General features: G+C 61.2%; 13 protein-coding genes and 1 tRNA gene. 5 read left to right on the plus strand and 9 right to left on the minus strand.

All coding sequences use genetic code 11. The features are described 5' to 3' along the window. Positions 1 to 138 precede the first annotated feature (138 nt). Together J5286_RS07330 and J5286_RS07335 are read left to right on the plus strand one after the other, a co-directional pair. Positions 139 to 215 (plus strand) — tRNA-Pro (locus tag J5286_RS07330). A 254-nt stretch (positions 216 to 469) separates the two neighbouring features. After that, the gene (locus J5286_RS07335; RefSeq protein ID WP_209189814.1) at positions 470 to 682 is read left to right on the plus strand and encodes a hypothetical protein; all 213 of its coding nucleotides are present in this window, start codon (positions 470 to 472) and stop codon (positions 680 to 682) included. 33 nt (positions 683 to 715) lie between these two features. On the opposite strand, the gene J5286_RS07340 is transcribed toward J5286_RS07335, so the two are convergent. From J5286_RS07340 to J5286_RS07365, 6 genes are all read right to left on the minus strand, one after another. Next, positions 716 to 865 carry a hypothetical protein gene (locus J5286_RS07340; RefSeq protein WP_018898672.1) on the minus strand — a complete coding sequence of 50 codons (150 nt, stop codon included), beginning with the start codon at positions 863 to 865 and terminating at the stop codon, positions 716 to 718. A 66-nt stretch (positions 866 to 931) separates the two neighbouring features. Beyond that, entirely contained in the window at positions 932 to 1,225 is a 294-nt protein-coding gene (locus tag J5286_RS07345; protein ID WP_209189815.1) for a helix-turn-helix domain-containing protein, read from the minus strand. A gap of 38 nt (positions 1,226 to 1,263) precedes the next feature. Beyond that, positions 1,264 to 2,508, minus strand: a complete 1,245-nt coding sequence (locus J5286_RS07350) for an O-antigen ligase family protein (RefSeq protein ID WP_209189816.1) — start codon at positions 2,506 to 2,508, stop codon at positions 1,264 to 1,266. Beyond that, a complete protein-coding gene (locus J5286_RS07355; protein ID WP_209189817.1) occupies positions 2,505 to 4,058 on the minus strand; it encodes an undecaprenyl-phosphate glucose phosphotransferase in 1,554 nt (517 codons plus the stop codon). Before J5286_RS07355 ends, J5286_RS07350 begins: the two co-directional genes overlap by 4 nt. A 57-nt stretch (positions 4,059 to 4,115) precedes the next feature. Beyond that, positions 4,116 to 5,285 carry a glycosyltransferase family 4 protein gene (locus J5286_RS07360; protein WP_209189818.1) on the minus strand — a complete coding sequence of 390 codons (1,170 nt, stop codon included), beginning with the start codon at positions 5,283 to 5,285 and terminating at the stop codon, positions 4,116 to 4,118. Positions 5,286 to 5,291: 6 nt separating this feature from the next. Next, positions 5,292 to 5,867, minus strand: coding sequence for a polysaccharide biosynthesis/export family protein (locus J5286_RS07365; protein WP_018898667.1), 576 nt, complete (start codon positions 5,865 to 5,867; stop codon positions 5,292 to 5,294). Between the two features lie 189 nt (positions 5,868 to 6,056). Between J5286_RS07365 and J5286_RS07370 the strand changes: the two genes are divergently transcribed. Beyond that, positions 6,057 to 8,213, plus strand: coding sequence for a GumC family protein (locus J5286_RS07370; protein WP_209189819.1), 2,157 nt, complete (start codon positions 6,057 to 6,059; stop codon positions 8,211 to 8,213). On the opposite strand, the gene J5286_RS07375 is transcribed toward J5286_RS07370, so the two are convergent. Continuing rightward, positions 8,214 to 9,452, minus strand: coding sequence for a GNAT family N-acetyltransferase (locus J5286_RS07375; protein WP_209189820.1), 1,239 nt, complete (start codon positions 9,450 to 9,452; stop codon positions 8,214 to 8,216). Between the two features lie 117 nt (positions 9,453 to 9,569). Further along, entirely contained in the window at positions 9,570 to 9,779 is a 210-nt protein-coding gene (locus tag J5286_RS07380; RefSeq protein ID WP_018898664.1) for a DUF2842 domain-containing protein, read from the minus strand. Positions 9,780 to 9,899: 120 nt separating this feature from the next. On the opposite strand from J5286_RS07380, the gene J5286_RS07385 reads away from it, so the two are divergent. Then, positions 9,900 to 11,003, plus strand: coding sequence for a COX15/CtaA family protein (locus J5286_RS07385; protein WP_209189821.1), 1,104 nt, complete (start codon positions 9,900 to 9,902; stop codon positions 11,001 to 11,003). Positions 11,004 to 11,452: 449 nt separating this feature from the next. Here the strand turns inward: J5286_RS07385 and J5286_RS07390 are convergent, their stop codons facing one another. Then, positions 11,453 to 14,350, minus strand: a complete 2,898-nt coding sequence (locus tag J5286_RS07390; RefSeq protein WP_209189822.1) for an Rne/Rng family ribonuclease — start codon at positions 14,348 to 14,350, stop codon at positions 11,453 to 11,455. A gap of 711 nt (positions 14,351 to 15,061) precedes the next feature. Between J5286_RS07390 and J5286_RS07395 the strand changes: the two genes are divergently transcribed. After that, positions 15,062 to 16,243, plus strand: coding sequence for an N-acetylmuramoyl-L-alanine amidase (locus J5286_RS07395; protein ID WP_209189961.1), 1,182 nt, complete (start codon positions 15,062 to 15,064; stop codon positions 16,241 to 16,243). Positions 16,244 to 16,284: the final 41 nt, after the last annotated feature.

Here is a 16,284-nt window from a genome sequence, read left to right on the forward strand (position 1 = left end):
GGCAAGCTCTTTACGGCGGCGGAGAGCTTCGTCGCGCGGGGTCTGCCGAAAAGAACCGGTGAATTTCTGAGCGATGTCGATTTTTCGCTTGCGCCGAGAATCCCAAAAGTCTAACAGGATCAGGCCGTAAAGGCAGGTCGGGGCGTAGCGCAGCCCGGTAGCGCACTTGACTGGGGGTCAAGGGGTCGCAGGTTCAAGTCCTGTCGCCCCGACCATTTAATCAGATTTTCGGCAGCCCCCAGGAGCCGAAATCACAATCTAAACTCGGATGAATAACTGGATTTGGCTGCCGCGTCGCGGCGTAGCGCGAATTGTTGATTCGATATCTGTCAACAATATTTGACGCGAATCGGCAGTATTAAATTGGACTAAGCCGACGCTGAGAATAAATCAGCTGGTAAACCTATGGTCGTCTCGAATATCACGCCAATTTGTGGCATTGATTTACCGAAGATGCATGAGGTTGTTCATGATTGATGTCGCTGGAAGTCAATCTATTCGTGAATGGATGTCAGAGGCACTTACGAAGTTGATCGATAATGCTATCCAGGCCGGTTGGCCGGAGCATGATGTCGCGCTGTTGCTGATGGAACTTGCAGAGGATCATTTCATGCGGGTTACGGCCGGCGTCATCATTGAGGACGCGCTGTATTCCCAGCGCGCCGTCAACATCAAGAACTGAACGCGATCGCGTCGCGCCAGCTGCTCGCAAGTGTCATTTCTGCTCGATGGACACGCCGTTCTGGCCGATGCTCATCTCGACGCCCTTGGGCTTCGTCTGTTCGTGATAGATATAGGCGCCAAGCCCGGCGACGACGACAATCAGAGCGCCGATAACAACATAAAGACCGTTCGAGTTTCTCAAGAAACATCCCCCAACATTTTGATAATGCGCGGGAATAACGCGAAACCTCGAATTTGGTTCCAGCGCTCAGTCGTCGTTTGCCGAGTTCAGGTTTTCCGGACGGATACCCGCGTCGCTGCCGGTGCGTGCCTTCAGCCGAACGCCTGGGCCACCTTCGTCATGATTGCCGCTGGCAATGAAGAGCACGCCGCCCGTTTCGAGCGCCTGCTTGACCGCCAGCAGCGCCTGCGGCTCGCCTTGCGTCTCGTCGCGCTCAAGAGTTTCGAGGGTTGCGACGGGCAGGCCGGATGCGGTTGCCAGTTGCTCTATGGAGATGCCCATCATGGCGCGGGCGGCGCGTATCTGCATGGCTGTGATCATAAGGAAAGACTAGCGCGCCGGAGGCGGTTCGCAAGGGCTCAGCGATCACTGCGAGCGTTTGGATCGCGCATATGCCGCGCCTCGAGCGCAGCGCAGCCCCAGACGACGCCGAATAGCAGGTAGACATGGCGCCAGTGATCGATGTCGATGACGTTGCCGATCGCGGCATGGCCGAGAACGCCGATCCAGGCGATCATCAGATAGGGCTGCCAGGGGCGGTTCTTCAGCAGGTTCTTGAAGCCGAGATAGAAGGTCCAGAAGAGCATGCCGACATAGCTGACGAAGCCGAGCCACCCGTAGGTTGTCAGCGATTTCAGCCAGATATTGTGCTCGTCCTCGGGGAAGATGGTGCCGAACACCATCGGTCCGATCCCGAGCGGTCGCTCCATCATCATCGTGAAGCCGATCCGGTGGCGATCGAAGCGCCCGAGGTGTTCGCCGTCATATTGCTGCACGAGTTGCGCACGCGTCGAGAACAGGTCGCTGACCTTCGGGAACTGCAAGGCGATGACAAGCGACGCCACCATCATCAGGATCGCGGCCAGCGACAGAACGAGAATGCGCAGGCGGAAGGCGCCGCTGCGTTCCTTGAGCAGCATCACGAAGATCAGGAGGATGATGGTGAGCAGAAACAAGCCCCACGCCGCGCGCGAGAATGACAGGAAGACGCCGAGCGCGAGGATCAGGAGTGCTGCCGCCTTTATCGGTGCCGCGCGCAGGTTTCCCGTCAGGATGCCATGCACGAGATAGAGGGAAGGGGGCACGAGGAAGGGGCCGAACACGTTCGGGTCCTGAAAGGCGCCCTTGGCGCGGTCGTAAAGCGTGAAGACCTCGGAGCCCGGAAAGGCGTGGAAGTAGCCGAGGATGCCGAGCATCGAGGTGATGACGGCCGCAAACGTCCAGGCATTGAAGATGAGCGGCAGCCGCCGATGGCTGTCCTCGATGATCGCGGCGTAGAAGACGGCCGTCAGTGCGAGGAAGGTCGAGACCGCCACATACATCGGACCATCGGCGAGATCCTTCATCTGCGTCAGCGACAGCATGCCGCCGACGTTGAAAGTGATCAGCAGGGCGAGAAGCGGAACGGTATAGCGCGAGATTCTTAGGCCGAGGATGAACCACAGGCCGACCAAACAGGCCATCCAGAGCTCATAGGGAGCGGGCTCGCTGATGACGAAGCCCGATAGGAACACGCCGACGGTCACGGCCGCCGAGCCGATCAGTCGCAGCGTTGCCCGTTGTGGCTGGGCGACGCGTGGGTATGTCGCCTCGATCGCGCTCAATAGGCGTTTTCCGTGTTGAAGAGGCGGAACGGCGTGAGGAACAGGATCTTCAGGTCGAACCAGAGCGACCAGTTCTCGATGTAGTAGAGATCGTAGGCCGTGCGGAACTTGATCTTGTCGTCATTGTCGACCTCGCCGCGCCAGCCGTTGATCTGCGCCCAGCCGGTTACGCCCGGCTTGACGCGGTGGCGTGCGAAATATCCCTCGACGACGTCGCCGAATGCGCGGTCGCGGGCTTGGGCAAGCACGGCGTGCGGGCGGGGGCCGACGAGCGAGAGATTGCCGAGAAGCACGTTGAACAGCTGCGGCAGTTCGTCGATCGAGGTCTTGCGGATGAAACGGCCGACGGGCGTGACGCGCGGATCGCCCTTGGTCACCGCCGCCTTTCCGGTCGGATCGCTCATGTTTGTAAACATCGAGCGGAACTTGAAGACGTTGATGACCTCGTTGTTGAAGCCATGCCGCTTCTGCATGAAGAAGATGGGTCCCTGCGACGTCGCCTTGATGGCGATGGCCGTCGCCAACATGATCGGCCAGAGTACGAGAAGCGCAAGCATGGCAAAGAAGATGTCGAAGCAGCGCTTGGCCACCGAATCCCAGTCGCGAATGGGCTTGTTGAAGATGTCGAGCATCGGCACCGAGCCGACATGCGAATAGGCGCGGGGACGGAAGCGCAGCCGATTGGAGTGGGCGGCCAAGCGAATATCGACAGGCAGCACCCACAGCTTCTTCAACAATTGCAGGATGCGCGCTTCGGCACTGAGCGGCAGCGCGATGATCAGCATGTCGATGCGTGTCAGGCGCGCGAACTCTACGAGCTCGCCGATCGTCCCGAGCTTGGGATAGCCCGCAACCATCGCCGGCGACCGCTTGTCGCCCCGGTCGTCGAAGATGCCGCAGATGCGGATGTCATTGTCTGGCTGCTGTTCGAGCAGACGGATGAAATCCTTGGCCGGCTGGCCGCCGCCGACGAGAACCGCGCGGCGCTCCATGATTCCGTTTCGAGCCCAGTTGCGGATGCCGTAGGCGAGCAGGAAGCGCGATGCGAGCAAGAAAACGCCGCCGAGGATGAACCACGAAAGATAGGACCGCAGCTGTGCCGCATCGACAGGACTGACGATCGCGACAATGGCGACCATGGCGCCAAAGACCAGCGTCCATGTCAGCAGCACTTTCGGCAGCGGGCGCGTGCGGGCGCGCAGCGCCGGGATCGTGTAGCAATCGGCAGTCTGCAGGGCGAGCACCAAGAGGGCGCCGACGCACAAGGACGCGACGGCACGCATGGAGATCGTTTCCTCCGTATCCATCCACAGCAGGAACGAGAGGAGACCGATGCCGAATTGCGAGAGAAATTCGATCAGGCGGAACTGGCCGATCATGATCGCTGGCGTACGTGTGCCATCGCTGAACTGCTCGGCGATCTGACGCGCATAGTCGTTGAGCGGCTCCGAGGTGGTTTTCTCAGTGCCGCCGCTGCGTCGATTGACGTCGGAAACTTGCTTGCGCAGGGTTTCCAGATCAAATTGATCGTTGTTCTCTGCCTTGTTCATGAGGCTACCGCCGCTGTTTCACCATTCGGCAATAGCAGAAAGCCCCTAAGAAACGTTTTACGAAGTGGCTTTACTTGTCTTTGCGGCCCGGCGCTCAAGCAGTTCGCGATAGAGTTTCAACACATCCTTGGCCATGACCGTGGCGGAAAAGACCGACCGTACCTGATCGATTGGAGGCATGGTTTTCTCGTGCCATTCGGGAACGCGGATGGCATCCGCCATCACCCGGGCGAGGTCGTCGGCATTGTCAGGGGCAACCAGCGCATCGCTATCCTTGCCGAGCGCTTCCGGAATGCCGCCGACGCGGGTCGCGATGATAGTCTTGCCGGCGCCCAGCCCCTCGAGCACGATATAGGGCATGGCTTCCGCGCGTGAGGGTACGACGAGGTTCTGCGACATGGCGAACGCCTGCTGCACGCGCATTGCAGGCAGCATGCCGATACGCTTGCCGAGACCGCGCTCGACCATCATCTCGCGATAGCGATCCCGATCCGGCCCGTCGCCGATCATCAGAGCCGACAGCGGCCGGCCGATCAGGCGCTCCGTCTTTGCAAACGCGTCCACAAAAAGGTCGGGACCCTTAAGGTCCCGCAGCATACCAACATAGATGAAGTGGACGGCATCGGACCGGGTCGGGACGAGCTCGAAGTCCCGCTCGCTGATGCCATTGTAGATCAGTCGTGTCTGCGTACGCGGGCGGCCGACCCGCTTGGTGTAGGTGTCGCGCTCATACTCGCAGATAAACACTAGGGCGTCCGTGAGATATTCCTGCAGCCGCTCCATGCGGAGCACGAATTGCCCCAGGAGCGACGACCGGGAATAATGCAGGCTTCCGCCATGGGCAGTGTAGAGGCGGGCTACGCAATACCTGTTCACCCGCAGGGCTGAGCCGGCTAGTCGCGCGAGCACGCCGCCTTTGGCGCCGTGTCCGTGCAGCACATCCGGCCGCAAACTTTTGATCATCTTGTAGGCGTCCCAAAGCACGCCGATATCCGAAGGACTGATCGAGCGCCGGATCGGCACGCGCGTCAGTCCCAGTGCCAGATAAGGCCTGATGTCGTCGAACAGCGCGTCCTCATGCTCTCCACCGGTCGAGCTGTCGCAAAGAATGCCCACTTCATGGCCGGCTTTGCTGTGCTCAATCACCAGATCGCGCACGTGGCGGAAGATGCCGCCGACCGGGGACCTGAAGCAGTGAATGATGCGAAGGGGCCGCTGTTCGCTCATCTATGATCAGAACAACCGTTCGCGGACATAGAGCGTATCGCCGGCAATGATGGCGGACGAGATGTTGACGCGCCCGGTCATCACCTGGCCGTTGATCTTTCTGGTCACATCGACGGCGCTCTGGTTGGCGCGCGGCGTGAAGCCCCCGGCAACGGCGATCGCGTTCTGTGCGGTCATGCCGGGAACATAGGCGTATTGCCCGGGTTGACCGACTTCACCCATGATGAAGATCGAGCGATAGCGATCGACATCGATGGTGACGTCGGGGTCACGGAGGTAGCCCTGCTTCAGCTTCTGCGCGATCTGGCCGGAGAGCTGCTGCAACGTGCGGCCACGCGCCGGCACCTGGCCGACAAGCGGGAAGGCGATGTAGCCGGCCTGGTCGATCGTGTAGGTATTGGTCATGCTAGGCTGATCGAACACGGTAATGCGAAGCCGGTCGCCGCTATCCAGCGAGTATGGCTGGATCGTTGCCTGGTTGAATGCGCGCGGCGCGGGCTGATAGCTGTTGCAGCCGCCCAAGACTGCTGTCATGGCGGCGAGGCTCAAGGCCATCAGAAACTTGGGCTGTGCGACGGGCATCTGCTTCTCACAGGAAACGAAACTCTTGCCCCGTTATCGATCCGTTAGGGTTAATGACCGGTAAAGACCGCAGTCAAATTCGCTCTTTCTTGAACTGCTGAAGGCAGCTCACACTGCACCGGCAAGCATTAACCCTTGAGTTACTATAGTCATTTACCCTCGCGGCACCTTTGTTCTTGGAGTACGAGCATGTCCGGCGTGACGGGTAATCAGGATGTCGATATCGATCTTGCCCAGCTGGTTCGCGGCGTCTGGGCCCGTCGGCTCAAGGTCGTGGCGATCACCTTGCTCGGGGCAGGGGTGGCCTTTGCCGGCGCCAAGATGATCTCACCGAAGTATCGCAGCGAGACCCGCATCCTGATCGAGCCGCGCGCGCCGGCCTTCGCCACCGCGCAGGCAACGGATGCGAATGCGGGCCAGCTCCTCGACGAACTGAACATCTCCAGCCAGGTGCAGCTCCTGCAGTCGGCCGATCTGATCAAGCAGGTCATCAGCAGCCAGAAGCTCTACGATCTTCCTGAGTTCGACGCGGCCGCCAACAGCTCCGCGCTCGGCGACATTCTGATCGCGCTGCATTTGAAGAAGAGCCCGCTCGCCAACCCGCCGGAAGAGCGCGTCATCGACGCCTTCGTAGAGCGCCTGCAGGTCTATCAGGTCCCCGGTTCCCGCGTCATCGGCATCACCTTCACCTCCAAGGATCCGGCGCTCGCCGCAACGATCCCGAATGCCATGGCCGCCGCTTATCTCGCCAAGCAAAGCGGCGCCAAGCTCGATTCCAACTCGGAAGCCACGCGTTGGCTGGAACCTGAAATCGAGAACCTCCGCACCAAGGTGAGCGACGCCGAGCAGAAGGTTGCCGAATATCGCGCCGCCCACGGCCTGCTGCCAACCAATGGCGGCGGCAATTTCCAGACGCAGCAGCTGAACGATGTCTCCGCCGAACTCACGCGTGTCCGCGGCGAGAGGGCGAATGCCGAGGCGCGGGCGCAGTCCGTGCGCAATGCGCTGTCGTCGGGCGAGGCATCCGATACGCTGCAGGACATTATGTCGTCGCAGTCGATCCAGCGACTGAAGGGAACGGAATCCGGCCTGCAGTCCCAGATCTCGGACCTTCAGACGTCGCTCCTCAACAACCATCCGCGCCTGAAGAGCCTCCGCGCCCAGCTCGCCGACATCAAGACGCAGATCCGTCAGGAAACCCAGAAGATCCTGGCGAGCATCGAAAACGAGGCAAAGGTCGCGACCCTTCGCGAGCAGGAACTTGAGCAGCAGTCCAACACGGTCAAGGCCAATAGCGCCCAGGCCGGCGAGGATGAGGTTGGCCTGAACGCGCTTGAGCGCGAAGCAGCCGCCCAGCGTCAATTGCTCGAAACCTACCTGTCGCGCTTCCGCGAGGCCGCATCGCGCGCCGACAAGAATTCCAGCCCCGCTGACGCCCGCATCGTCTCGACCGCTGTACAGCCGGTCGATCCCTACTTCCCCAAGGTCGTCCCGATCGTTGTCGTCGCAGCACTTGCGACCTTCATCATGACCTCGATCGCGATCATGCTGGCCGAACTCTTCAGCGGCCGCGCGCTGCGCCCGACATCGGGCACAGAGGTCGAAGAGCGCGTCGAGCAGGAAACAGTCGACGTCGTCGTCGTTGCTGCGCCGCCGGCACGCACACCGGCATCGAGCATGCTCGCCGTCCAGCACGAGGAGCAAGAAGAACAGCAAGACGAGGTCGCCGAGGAACGCGTCCCGGAGGAGGAGAACGAGTTCTCCATCGCTTCCGTCGCGCATTACCTCATCGGCAGCCGCGCGCCGCTGGCGATCGCCATCTCACCGACCGGTGACAATGGATCGGCCGCCACCGTTGCCCTTGCGCGCACGCTTGCGTCGGCGGGCTCGCGTGTCGTGCTCGTCGACATGACCGGTTCCGGTCACCCAACGGAACTGATGGCGCAGGGCCGTTCGCTGCCTGGCGTCACCGACCTTCTGTGCGGAGAGGCGGCCTTTGGCGACACAATCCATGGTGATTACCTCTCCGATGCCCACTTCATTCCGCAGGGTACCAGCGACATGCGTCGCGCCATGCGCGGAGCCGATCGCCTCTCGCTGCTGCTCGACGCCCTGTCCTCCGCCTATGATCTGGTGCTGGTCGAATCCGGCGCTGCCGATGTGGCCGGCGTCTCCAAGCTCACGCAGAGCAAAACGGTCGAGATCATCCTCTCCATGCCCGAGATCGTCGAGGAAGAGTTCGTGGCCGCCATGACCAGCTTCGAAGAGGCGGGCTACGAGCGCGTCGTGCTGATGTCCGGCGGCAATACGGATGGCAATGCGACGGTCGCCCAGCAGGCGGCCTGATCAGACGCCGGCGAACCGGCGCAGGCGCTGGGCGGCGCGATAGAGCCGCTGCTGCGATTTGACGTACGCCTTGGCGCGGGTGACGAGCCGGTGCGCCGCGCCGGCGACCATGCCGCGAGCGGTGAGGGGTAGGACCACGTCATAATGATCCGTCTCGACAGGCGCCCAGGAGCGCTTGTAGCCCTGGTCCCCCAGGCCGAAATCGAACATGCTGACGCCCTTGCCGTGCAGGCCCGATATCATCTGCCAGAACAGAAACTCGCCGGGGCTGGCTTCAGCGCCGATGCTCTCGTCGATCGCGCTGAACTGGCAGATCACATGATCACCCTTGCGTGAGATGCCGGCGACAGCCGCCACGTGACCGGCATGCTCGCCCTTCAGCTGGATCGCATGCATTTCGAGACCTGACAGCTCGTTCTGGGCATCGCGGATCGCGCCATGAAGAAAGGCCTTCGTCTCGGCGTCCGCGAAAACATCGGGCAGTCCCATCGCCTTGAAGCGTTCGCCTTTCAGCCGGAAGAACTGATCGAGAAGTGCGTGCTGGCTCTTGGCATCCGTGCCGTGGACATAATCGAAGCCGCCGAGTTCCTCCAGCCGCTTCGACTGCACCCGGAACTTCTTCCGCCGGCTCTTGGCGTTCAACTGCTTCAGCGTCGCTTCCATCGTGTCGAAAAGCGGCAACTGGTAGGCGTGGTTCTGATTCTGCACCATCGGCAGCAGCGCGAGCGGATTGCGGCGACCGCGCCATGTCAGGGGAATGTTCTGTAGGAGCAGGAGATCGGCTTTGCCCTTGAGCGCGCCGGAGATGCGCGCGGCAAGGTCGTGCGCATCGAGTGCCTCCGAGGCATCCGAGAAATCGGCGGCAAATAGACCGGTATTGATGTTGCTATGGTCGGCGCCGATGAACTTGGCGACACGCACGCCGCGCGAGTGGACGATCTCGACGGGGAGGATGAAGACGGTTCGCATTCCCGACCGACCACGGATGATGGCGGCTGGATTGCCATAGGCCTTCATCCAGGAGGCGCACCAGTCATAGCCCTGGTGCAGGGAGTTCAGATTGTCGCGCTCCAGCGCGCGCCATTCGGGCTCGATAGCCTCGATGGTATCGATAATGTCGATCTCGATCGCATCGAAGGACAGCCGCGCATTGATCTCCCTGAGCTTCGCCAATCCGGCATCGGCGTCTGCGGCGATGTCACGCGGCGCGGATTCCAATGGAAGCTTCTGCGTTTGCACGGGCGTTCTCCGGGAAAAGATACTGCCCGGGAAAATAGCGCGGCAGCGCATCCATTTCCTTTACGCGCGCCGAGCCGCTGGCTTTTCCGTCAATCACGGTTAGTCCGGGATTAATGCCTATTGCTGCTTCGGGCCGGCCATCCACTTGATGATGACCATCGCCGGCAACACCCAGAGCAGTCCCGTCAGCGAGAAATAGAGCAGGTGGCCCCACCAAGGCGCATTGCCGAGCGTCGCAACCGCGATCGTATTGGCAACCAGCGCATAGACCAGAACGAGGACGACGATGAGGATGGTGCCGATGAACTTGCGAAGGCGGACAGGCATCTGGTGAATTCCGGTATGGGATGTGCAGGCAGGCCACCGCGACGGCATGCCGCAAATGTTCGGACTTGTTTTGCATCAGTGGCTAAGGCAAATCAACTGTCGGAACGAAGGAGTCCGTCCATGGCCGTCGCTGATCTCACGACTGAACAGGAAATTCTGCGCCAGGTGCGCAAGCAGGATGATAATCGCAAGGCCATACGAATTTGGCTCGGCATCGTCCTTCTCGCGCTGTTCTGTCTGGTGATTGTTGGCGGCGCGACGCGCCTGACCAATTCCGGCCTGTCGATCACCGAGTGGAAACCGATCCACGGCGTTATCCCGCCGCTGAACGCGACGGAATGGGAAGAAGAATTCAAGCTCTATCAGCGCATTCCCGAATTCCAGCAGATCAACAGCGACATGACCGTCGATGAGTTCAAGGGCATCTTCTGGTGGGAATGGGCGCACCGCCTTATCGCCCGCGGCATCGGCGTGATCTTCGCGCTGCCGCTCCTCTACTTCTGGGCAACCGGCAGGATCGAGCGCCGCCTGCGCTGGCCTCTCGTCGGCATTCTGGCGCTCGGCGGCTTCCAGGGCGCCATCGGCTGGTGGATGGTGTCTTCGGGACTGACCGCGCGCACCGATGTCAGCCAGTATCGCCTGGCGACGCATCTGATCACCGCCTGTCTGATCTTCGCATCCTGCATGTGGATCATGCGTGCGCTCTCGCCGCATTCCGAAGACGCAGCGCCGACCAAAAGCGCACGTGTATGGGCCTGCGTGATCGCCGCGCTGACCTTGTTCCAGATCTACCTCGGCGCTCTGGTCGCCGGTCTCGACGCCGGCTTCACATACAACACATGGCCGCTGATGGACGGCGCCATCGTGCCCTCCGATCTGCTGATCCAGCAGCCCGCATGGATCAATTTCTTCGAAAACCCGAAGACGGTGCAGTTCATCCACCGCGTCGGCGCCTACACGCTGTTTGCCGTGACGCTGATCAACATGATCATGCTGCTGCGCGCAGCACCCGCAACGACCCACGCACGCCGTGCCATCGTCATGTTCGGCCTCGTCACCATCCAGGCCTCGATCGGCATCGCCACCTTGCTGCTGGAAGTCCCGCTCGACTGGGGCCTGCTGCACCAGGGCGGCGCACTCGTCGTCTTCGGCTTCGCGATCGCCAACTGGCGCGGCTTCTACGGCGAATACCCGCACGCGACGGTTATCTCCGAGCGCGATTGATTTGGAGCCACGGCCTGCGTTGTGAATGCACGGGTCGTGGCCAGCCTTGCGCGGCTGACGCGCTTTATAGCAATCATCAAGTTTGCCTCAGCGAGATCCGGCCGGAAGCCGATCTCGCTGTTTGTTTATCTGCCTGTAGCTAAACCGGTTGCAGCCTTTGGCTGGGGTCAGATCTGGCTCCGGGCAACCCGAGCATGTCAAGGAAACTGTGCGCCGCGTAAGCGATGGTAGCTGGCAGGGAAGGGACCGCGCGTCGGTGCGTCAGAGCGCCTAAGCTTCCCAACGCGAGTATAACGCGCTCTCCTGTCTTGGCCGCAAGGCCGACATCGAAGCTCGGCAACCGGAGTTATCTGATGCATCCCGTATTCAACACCACATACCCCCTGAACGAAAAAATCCGGCTGCGTCACCGCAGCCGGATTTCAATCATTTACGTCCGAAAATCAGTCTCAGAAAAAACCGCGGCGCTGCCACCAGCCGGCCTTCTTTGGCTTGCCGTCGCCATCAGTCGCTTCCGTGGTGGATGACTTGACGGTCGGTTCGGAGGAGGCAACGTTTGCGCCGCGATTGGCGCGAACGGGCTTTGCTTCCTCTTCAGCGGGCGCTGCCAGATCGGCGGACGCTTCAGCGACTTCCGGCTCGGCGGCAGGAGCTGCCTCGGCAACCGGTGCTGCTTCAGCGGCAGGTGCCACTTCTGCTTCCACGACAGGCTCTTCGACCGGCGAGGCCTTGCGGCTGCGACGAGCGCGCTTCGGCTTTACGTCTTCCGTTACGGTGGCGCCGGCTTCGACGGCTGCCATGGCCGAGGAGGCTTCGACAGCTTCTGCTGCGGCAGCTTCCACGACAACGTCTACCGGCGCGCCGTCTTCGGTTGCGACTGCGGCTTCGTCCGCGGTCTCAACTGCTTCCGCGCTTGCGGCAACATCGCCATCGGCTTCTGCAACGTCGTCGCCTTCTGCGCCTTCGGCACCTTCCTCGCGGTTGCGGCGACCGCCGCGCTTGCCGCGACGGCGGCGCTTGCGGCGCTGTGCGTCATCGCCTTCGGCGCGTTCTTCGGAGCCGGCAGCGGACGTGGTTTCGGCGTCGTCGCCGTCCTCGTCACTACCATCCTCGTCGCCAGCCTGTTCGGCACCGTTCTCGTCGGATGCCTGCTGCTCGCCATTGCCGTTACGGCCGCGACGACGACGGCGACGCTTGCGCTTGCGTCCATCACCTTCGCCCTCTGCACGGGCAGCAGCGGCCGGACGTTCCGACGCCTGTTTTTCTTCCAGTTCTTCGTCTTCTTCCTCGTCGATCTCGATAACGACGTCATCGTCGTCGTCTTCGGGGATCGCCGCGAAGTTGAAGAGCGTCTCGATCTTGACCGGGTTCTCGACGGCTTCGCCGCGATCGATCGCGAAATGCTGCGCGCCAACGGCGCCATCGGCATCGATGATGATGGCGACGCCGAAGCGGGCTTCATAGTCAACGATCGTCTGACGCTTGTGGTTGAGGATATAAAGAGCGATCTCCGGCGTCGTGCGAACCGTGATGTCGTGGGTCGTGTTCTTGAGCAGATATTCTTCGATACCGCGCAACACGTGCAGGGCAACGGAAGACTGCGAGCGAACGTGACCGGTGCCGCCGCAATGCGAGCAGACCTGCGTCGTCGATTCGAGAACCGATGCGCGAATGCGCTGGCGCGACATTTCGAGCAGGCCGAAGTGCGAGATGCGGCCGACCTGGATGCGGGCGCGATCGTTCTTCAGGCAATCCTTCAGCTTCTTCTCGACAGCGCGGTTGTTGCGCTTTTCTTCCATGTCGATGAAGTCGATGACGACAAGGCCGGCCAGGTCGCGCAGGCGCAGCTGACGAGCGACTTCGTCGGCGGCCTCGAGGTTGGTCTGCAGAGCCGTGTCTTCGATCGAGTGCTCGCGGGTCGAACGACCGGAGTTGACGTCGATCGAAACCAGCGCTTCGGTCTGGTTGATGATCAGGTAGCCACCCGACTTCAGCGTCACCTGCGGCTGCAGCATACGGTCGAGCTGGGCTTCGATGCCGGAGCGCGAGTAGATCGGGTGAATGTCGCGGTAAGGCTGGACCACCTTGGCGTGGCTCGGCATCAGCATCTTCATGAAGTCTTTCGCTTCACGATAGCCTTCTTCGCCGGAGACGATGATCTCGCCGATATCCTTGTTGTAGAGGTCGCGGATCGAACGCTTGATGAGCGAGCCTTCCTCGTAGACGAGGCAAGGCGCGGTCGATGCGAGCGTCAGCGTACGGACGTTTTCCCAAAGACGCATCAGGTATTCGAAGTCGCGCTTGACCTCGACCTTGGTGCGGTTGGCGCCGGCGGTGCGCAGGATGACGCCCATGCCCTGCGGCACTTCGAGCATCTTGGCGATTTCCTTCAGGCGCTTGCGGTCCTGAGGGCTGGTGATCTTGCGGGAGATGCCACCGCCACGTGCGGTGTTCGGCATCAGAACCGAATAACGGCCGGCAAGCGATAGGTAGGTGGTCAGGGCGGCGCCCTTGTTGCCACGTTCTTCCTTGGCGACCTGAACGAGCAGGATCTGGCGACGCTTGATGACTTCCTGGATGCGGTACTGCTTGCGCGGCTTGCGCTGCACGCGATCGGGAACTTCTTCCATGGCGTCTTCGGCGCCGACGTTCTCGATCACTTCTTCTTCGTGATCATGATCGTCGTCATCCTCGTCGTCACCGCGGCGGCGCGCATCGACGTCTTCGGAAATCGTGTCGGTCTCGACCATGGCGGCCATCTCGCCGCCGGTGGAACCTTCGTCGTCGGACGATGCCGCGGCATCGCCTTCCACGGTCGCTTCGTCAGCGGCGGGAACGACCTTCTTACGGCTCCGGCGGGGCTTGGCTGCCTTCTTTGCAGGCGCTTCCTCGACGGCTTCGACAACCTCTGCAGCTTCGACGGTCTCTACGACCTCTGCAGCGGCTTCGACAGGCGCATCAGCCTCGTCCTTGGCAACGATGCCGACATCGGGTTGTTCCTGGGTCGCAGGGTCGATCCGTGCCGTATCAACATGCTCGACGTCGTCGTCGCGGCGATGCTCTTCGGCTTCGGCGCGCAACAGGGCCTGACGGTCGGCAAGCGGGATCTGGTAATAATCGGGATGGATTTCGGCGAAGGCCAGGAAGCCGTGCCGGTTGCCGCCGTAATCGACGAAAGCAGCCTGCAGCGAAGGCTCGACCCTCGTTACCTTTGCGAGGTAGATGTTGCCGCGAATTTGCTTCTTGTGTTCAGACTCGAAGTCAAATTCTTCTATGCGGTTTCCGCGAACGACAACGACGCGCGTCTCTTCCTCGTGAGACGCGTCGATAAGCATTTTGTCTGCCATGTAAGCTGAGCTCCTCGGCGCGGTCCATCGTCGGCAGTCTCCGCAGTCGATAAGACAAGGGGAGTGCGGACCGTCATAGCAGCGCCGGATAGTGAAAGTCGCGATTGGTTCGGTGTGGAAGGCAGCAGCCAGACAGCAGCGGGGAAACTCTTTTCCCGGGGTCTGTAGACTTTAGATAAAACCTGCTGCGACACCATAAAAGACCAAGCGAGATCGACAAAACAAAGACCTTATTCAGGCCCGATGAGTTTGCTCTCTCTTTAAAGAGCGGTTGGTGGCAATCCACCGATGAAGTTTCCGCATACTCCGGAAAAATCAGGATCCATTGTCGAGTGGAAGCATGTAAGACGGCGGACGATTGCCGGTTGTGGCGCCAGGTCCTTTGCGGTTGGCTGCCTTGTCGGCGACTCTATCCCGTCAGTGCTTCTACCCTAAAATTGCTTGTATGTTTTCTCCGTCACAATAGCAAGGGAAAAGCCAAATGTGCCATAATATTGATGGATTTGCAGCATCATAAAAAATAGCGGTGGACGAGGTGATTCCGGCGCGGCGACAGTGACAATTGTTCTCGGTCGCAATCGCGTGTATCGCGGGATCCGGCATTGATGACAATTGGGGCATGACAGTCGGTTGTATAGCGAGACGCGGCGCGCAACGGTGAAATCCGGCTTGCGGACGAAAAACTTCAGGGCTTGGTTGCTTGCAGCGGTGATGGCGGTGGCCGTTCCGTTGGTCGGTCATTCGGTGGCGACCGCGGCCGGCGAAGAGCGCCTGCTGGCCTATGGCGCACGTATCGTCGGTGACGATGCCAGGACCCGCATCGTCATCGATTTCGATCGCCCTCCGAGCTTCTCCATCCACTACATCGCCAATCCGGAACGCGTCGTCGTCGATCTTCCGGCAACCGCTTTCGGCTTTCCCGCCAAGGATCTCGAGGCGAGGGGCCTTTTCAAGGATATCCGCTACGGCACGATGGACGGCGACAGCGCCCGTATCGTGCTGACGGCGACAAAGCCCGTTCGCATCGGCATGGCGAGGGTTCAGGCCGATGAAAACGGCAAGGGCCAGCGGCTCGTCCTCGAAGCCGAGATGACCGACAAGGCGACTTTCGCAGAATTGGTGAAGGCCCAATCCTGGAACGAGCCTGAGGCCGCGCAGACAACCAGCGCGATACCGGCGCCGGAAAAACCTGCAGCCGGTGACTTCATCGTCGCCGTCGACGCCGGCCATGGCGGCATCGATACCGGCGCGATCGGTGTCGACACGAAGACCCAGGAAAAGGACGTCACGCTGGCATTCGCCAAGACGCTCGCGGACCGGTTGAACCGCGAGCCCGGCATCAAGGCCTTCCTGACCCGCAAGGATGATTCGTTTCTGTCGCTGTCCGAGCGCGTACAGATCGCGCGGCAGAACCACGCGGCACTCTTCGTCTCCATGCATGCCGATACGTTGCGCCAGAAGGATATTCGCGGCGCCACCGTCTACACCATCTCCGACAAGGCGTCAGACAAGCTCGCCGCCGATCTCGCCGATCGCGAAAACCTGTCCGACCAGATCGCCGGCAAGGCGGCCGCGACCGAGCCGCCCGAAGTGGCCGACATCCTGCTCGACCTGACGCGCCGCGAGACGCAGGCGTTTTCGATCTCGATGGCCGAAAGCGTGCTGGCCTCCTTCAAGGACCAGGTCGGGACGATCAACAACCCGCACCGCCACGCCGGCTTCCGCGTTCTGCAAGCGCCCGATGTTCCCTCCATCCTGCTGGAACTCGGTTTTCTTTCGAATAAGGAAGACGAGAAACTGCTGCTCGACGACACATGGCGCGCCAAGATGGGCGACCTGTTGACTGAGGCGGTGAAGCATTACCACGCATCCATGGTCGCCAATGGCGGCTGACAGGCGGCCGTTGCTCAGATGTGACACTTGCGTGGGTAAAC

The organism is Rhizobium sp. 16-488-2b (assembly GCF_017741815.1).
GTDB lineage: Bacteria > Pseudomonadota > Alphaproteobacteria > Rhizobiales > Rhizobiaceae > Rhizobium.

Coding starts and splice junctions, on each gene's coding strand:
- J5286_RS07395 (WP_209189961.1), top strand. CDS start 15,062: ATGGCGGTGGCCGTTCCGTTGGTCGGTCATTCGGTGGCGACCGCGGCC.
- J5286_RS07335 (WP_209189814.1), top strand. CDS start 470: ATGATTGATGTCGCTGGAAGTCAATCTATTCGTGAATGGATGTCAGAG.
- J5286_RS07355 (WP_209189817.1), bottom strand. CDS start 4,058: ATGAACAAGGCAGAGAACAACGATCAATTTGATCTGGAAACCCTGCGC.
- J5286_RS07370 (WP_209189819.1), top strand. CDS start 6,057: ATGTCCGGCGTGACGGGTAATCAGGATGTCGATATCGATCTTGCCCAG.
- J5286_RS07360 (WP_209189818.1), bottom strand. CDS start 5,285: ATGAGCGAACAGCGGCCCCTTCGCATCATTCACTGCTTCAGGTCCCCG.
- J5286_RS07385 (WP_209189821.1), top strand. CDS start 9,900: ATGGCCGTCGCTGATCTCACGACTGAACAGGAAATTCTGCGCCAGGTG.
- J5286_RS07345 (WP_209189815.1), bottom strand. CDS start 1,225: ATGATCACAGCCATGCAGATACGCGCCGCCCGCGCCATGATGGGCATC.
- J5286_RS07380 (WP_018898664.1), bottom strand. CDS start 9,779: ATGCCTGTCCGCCTTCGCAAGTTCATCGGCACCATCCTCATCGTCGTC.
- J5286_RS07390 (WP_209189822.1), bottom strand. CDS start 14,350: ATGGCAGACAAAATGCTTATCGACGCGTCTCACGAGGAAGAGACGCGC.
- J5286_RS07365 (WP_018898667.1), bottom strand. CDS start 5,867: ATGCCCGTCGCACAGCCCAAGTTTCTGATGGCCTTGAGCCTCGCCGCC.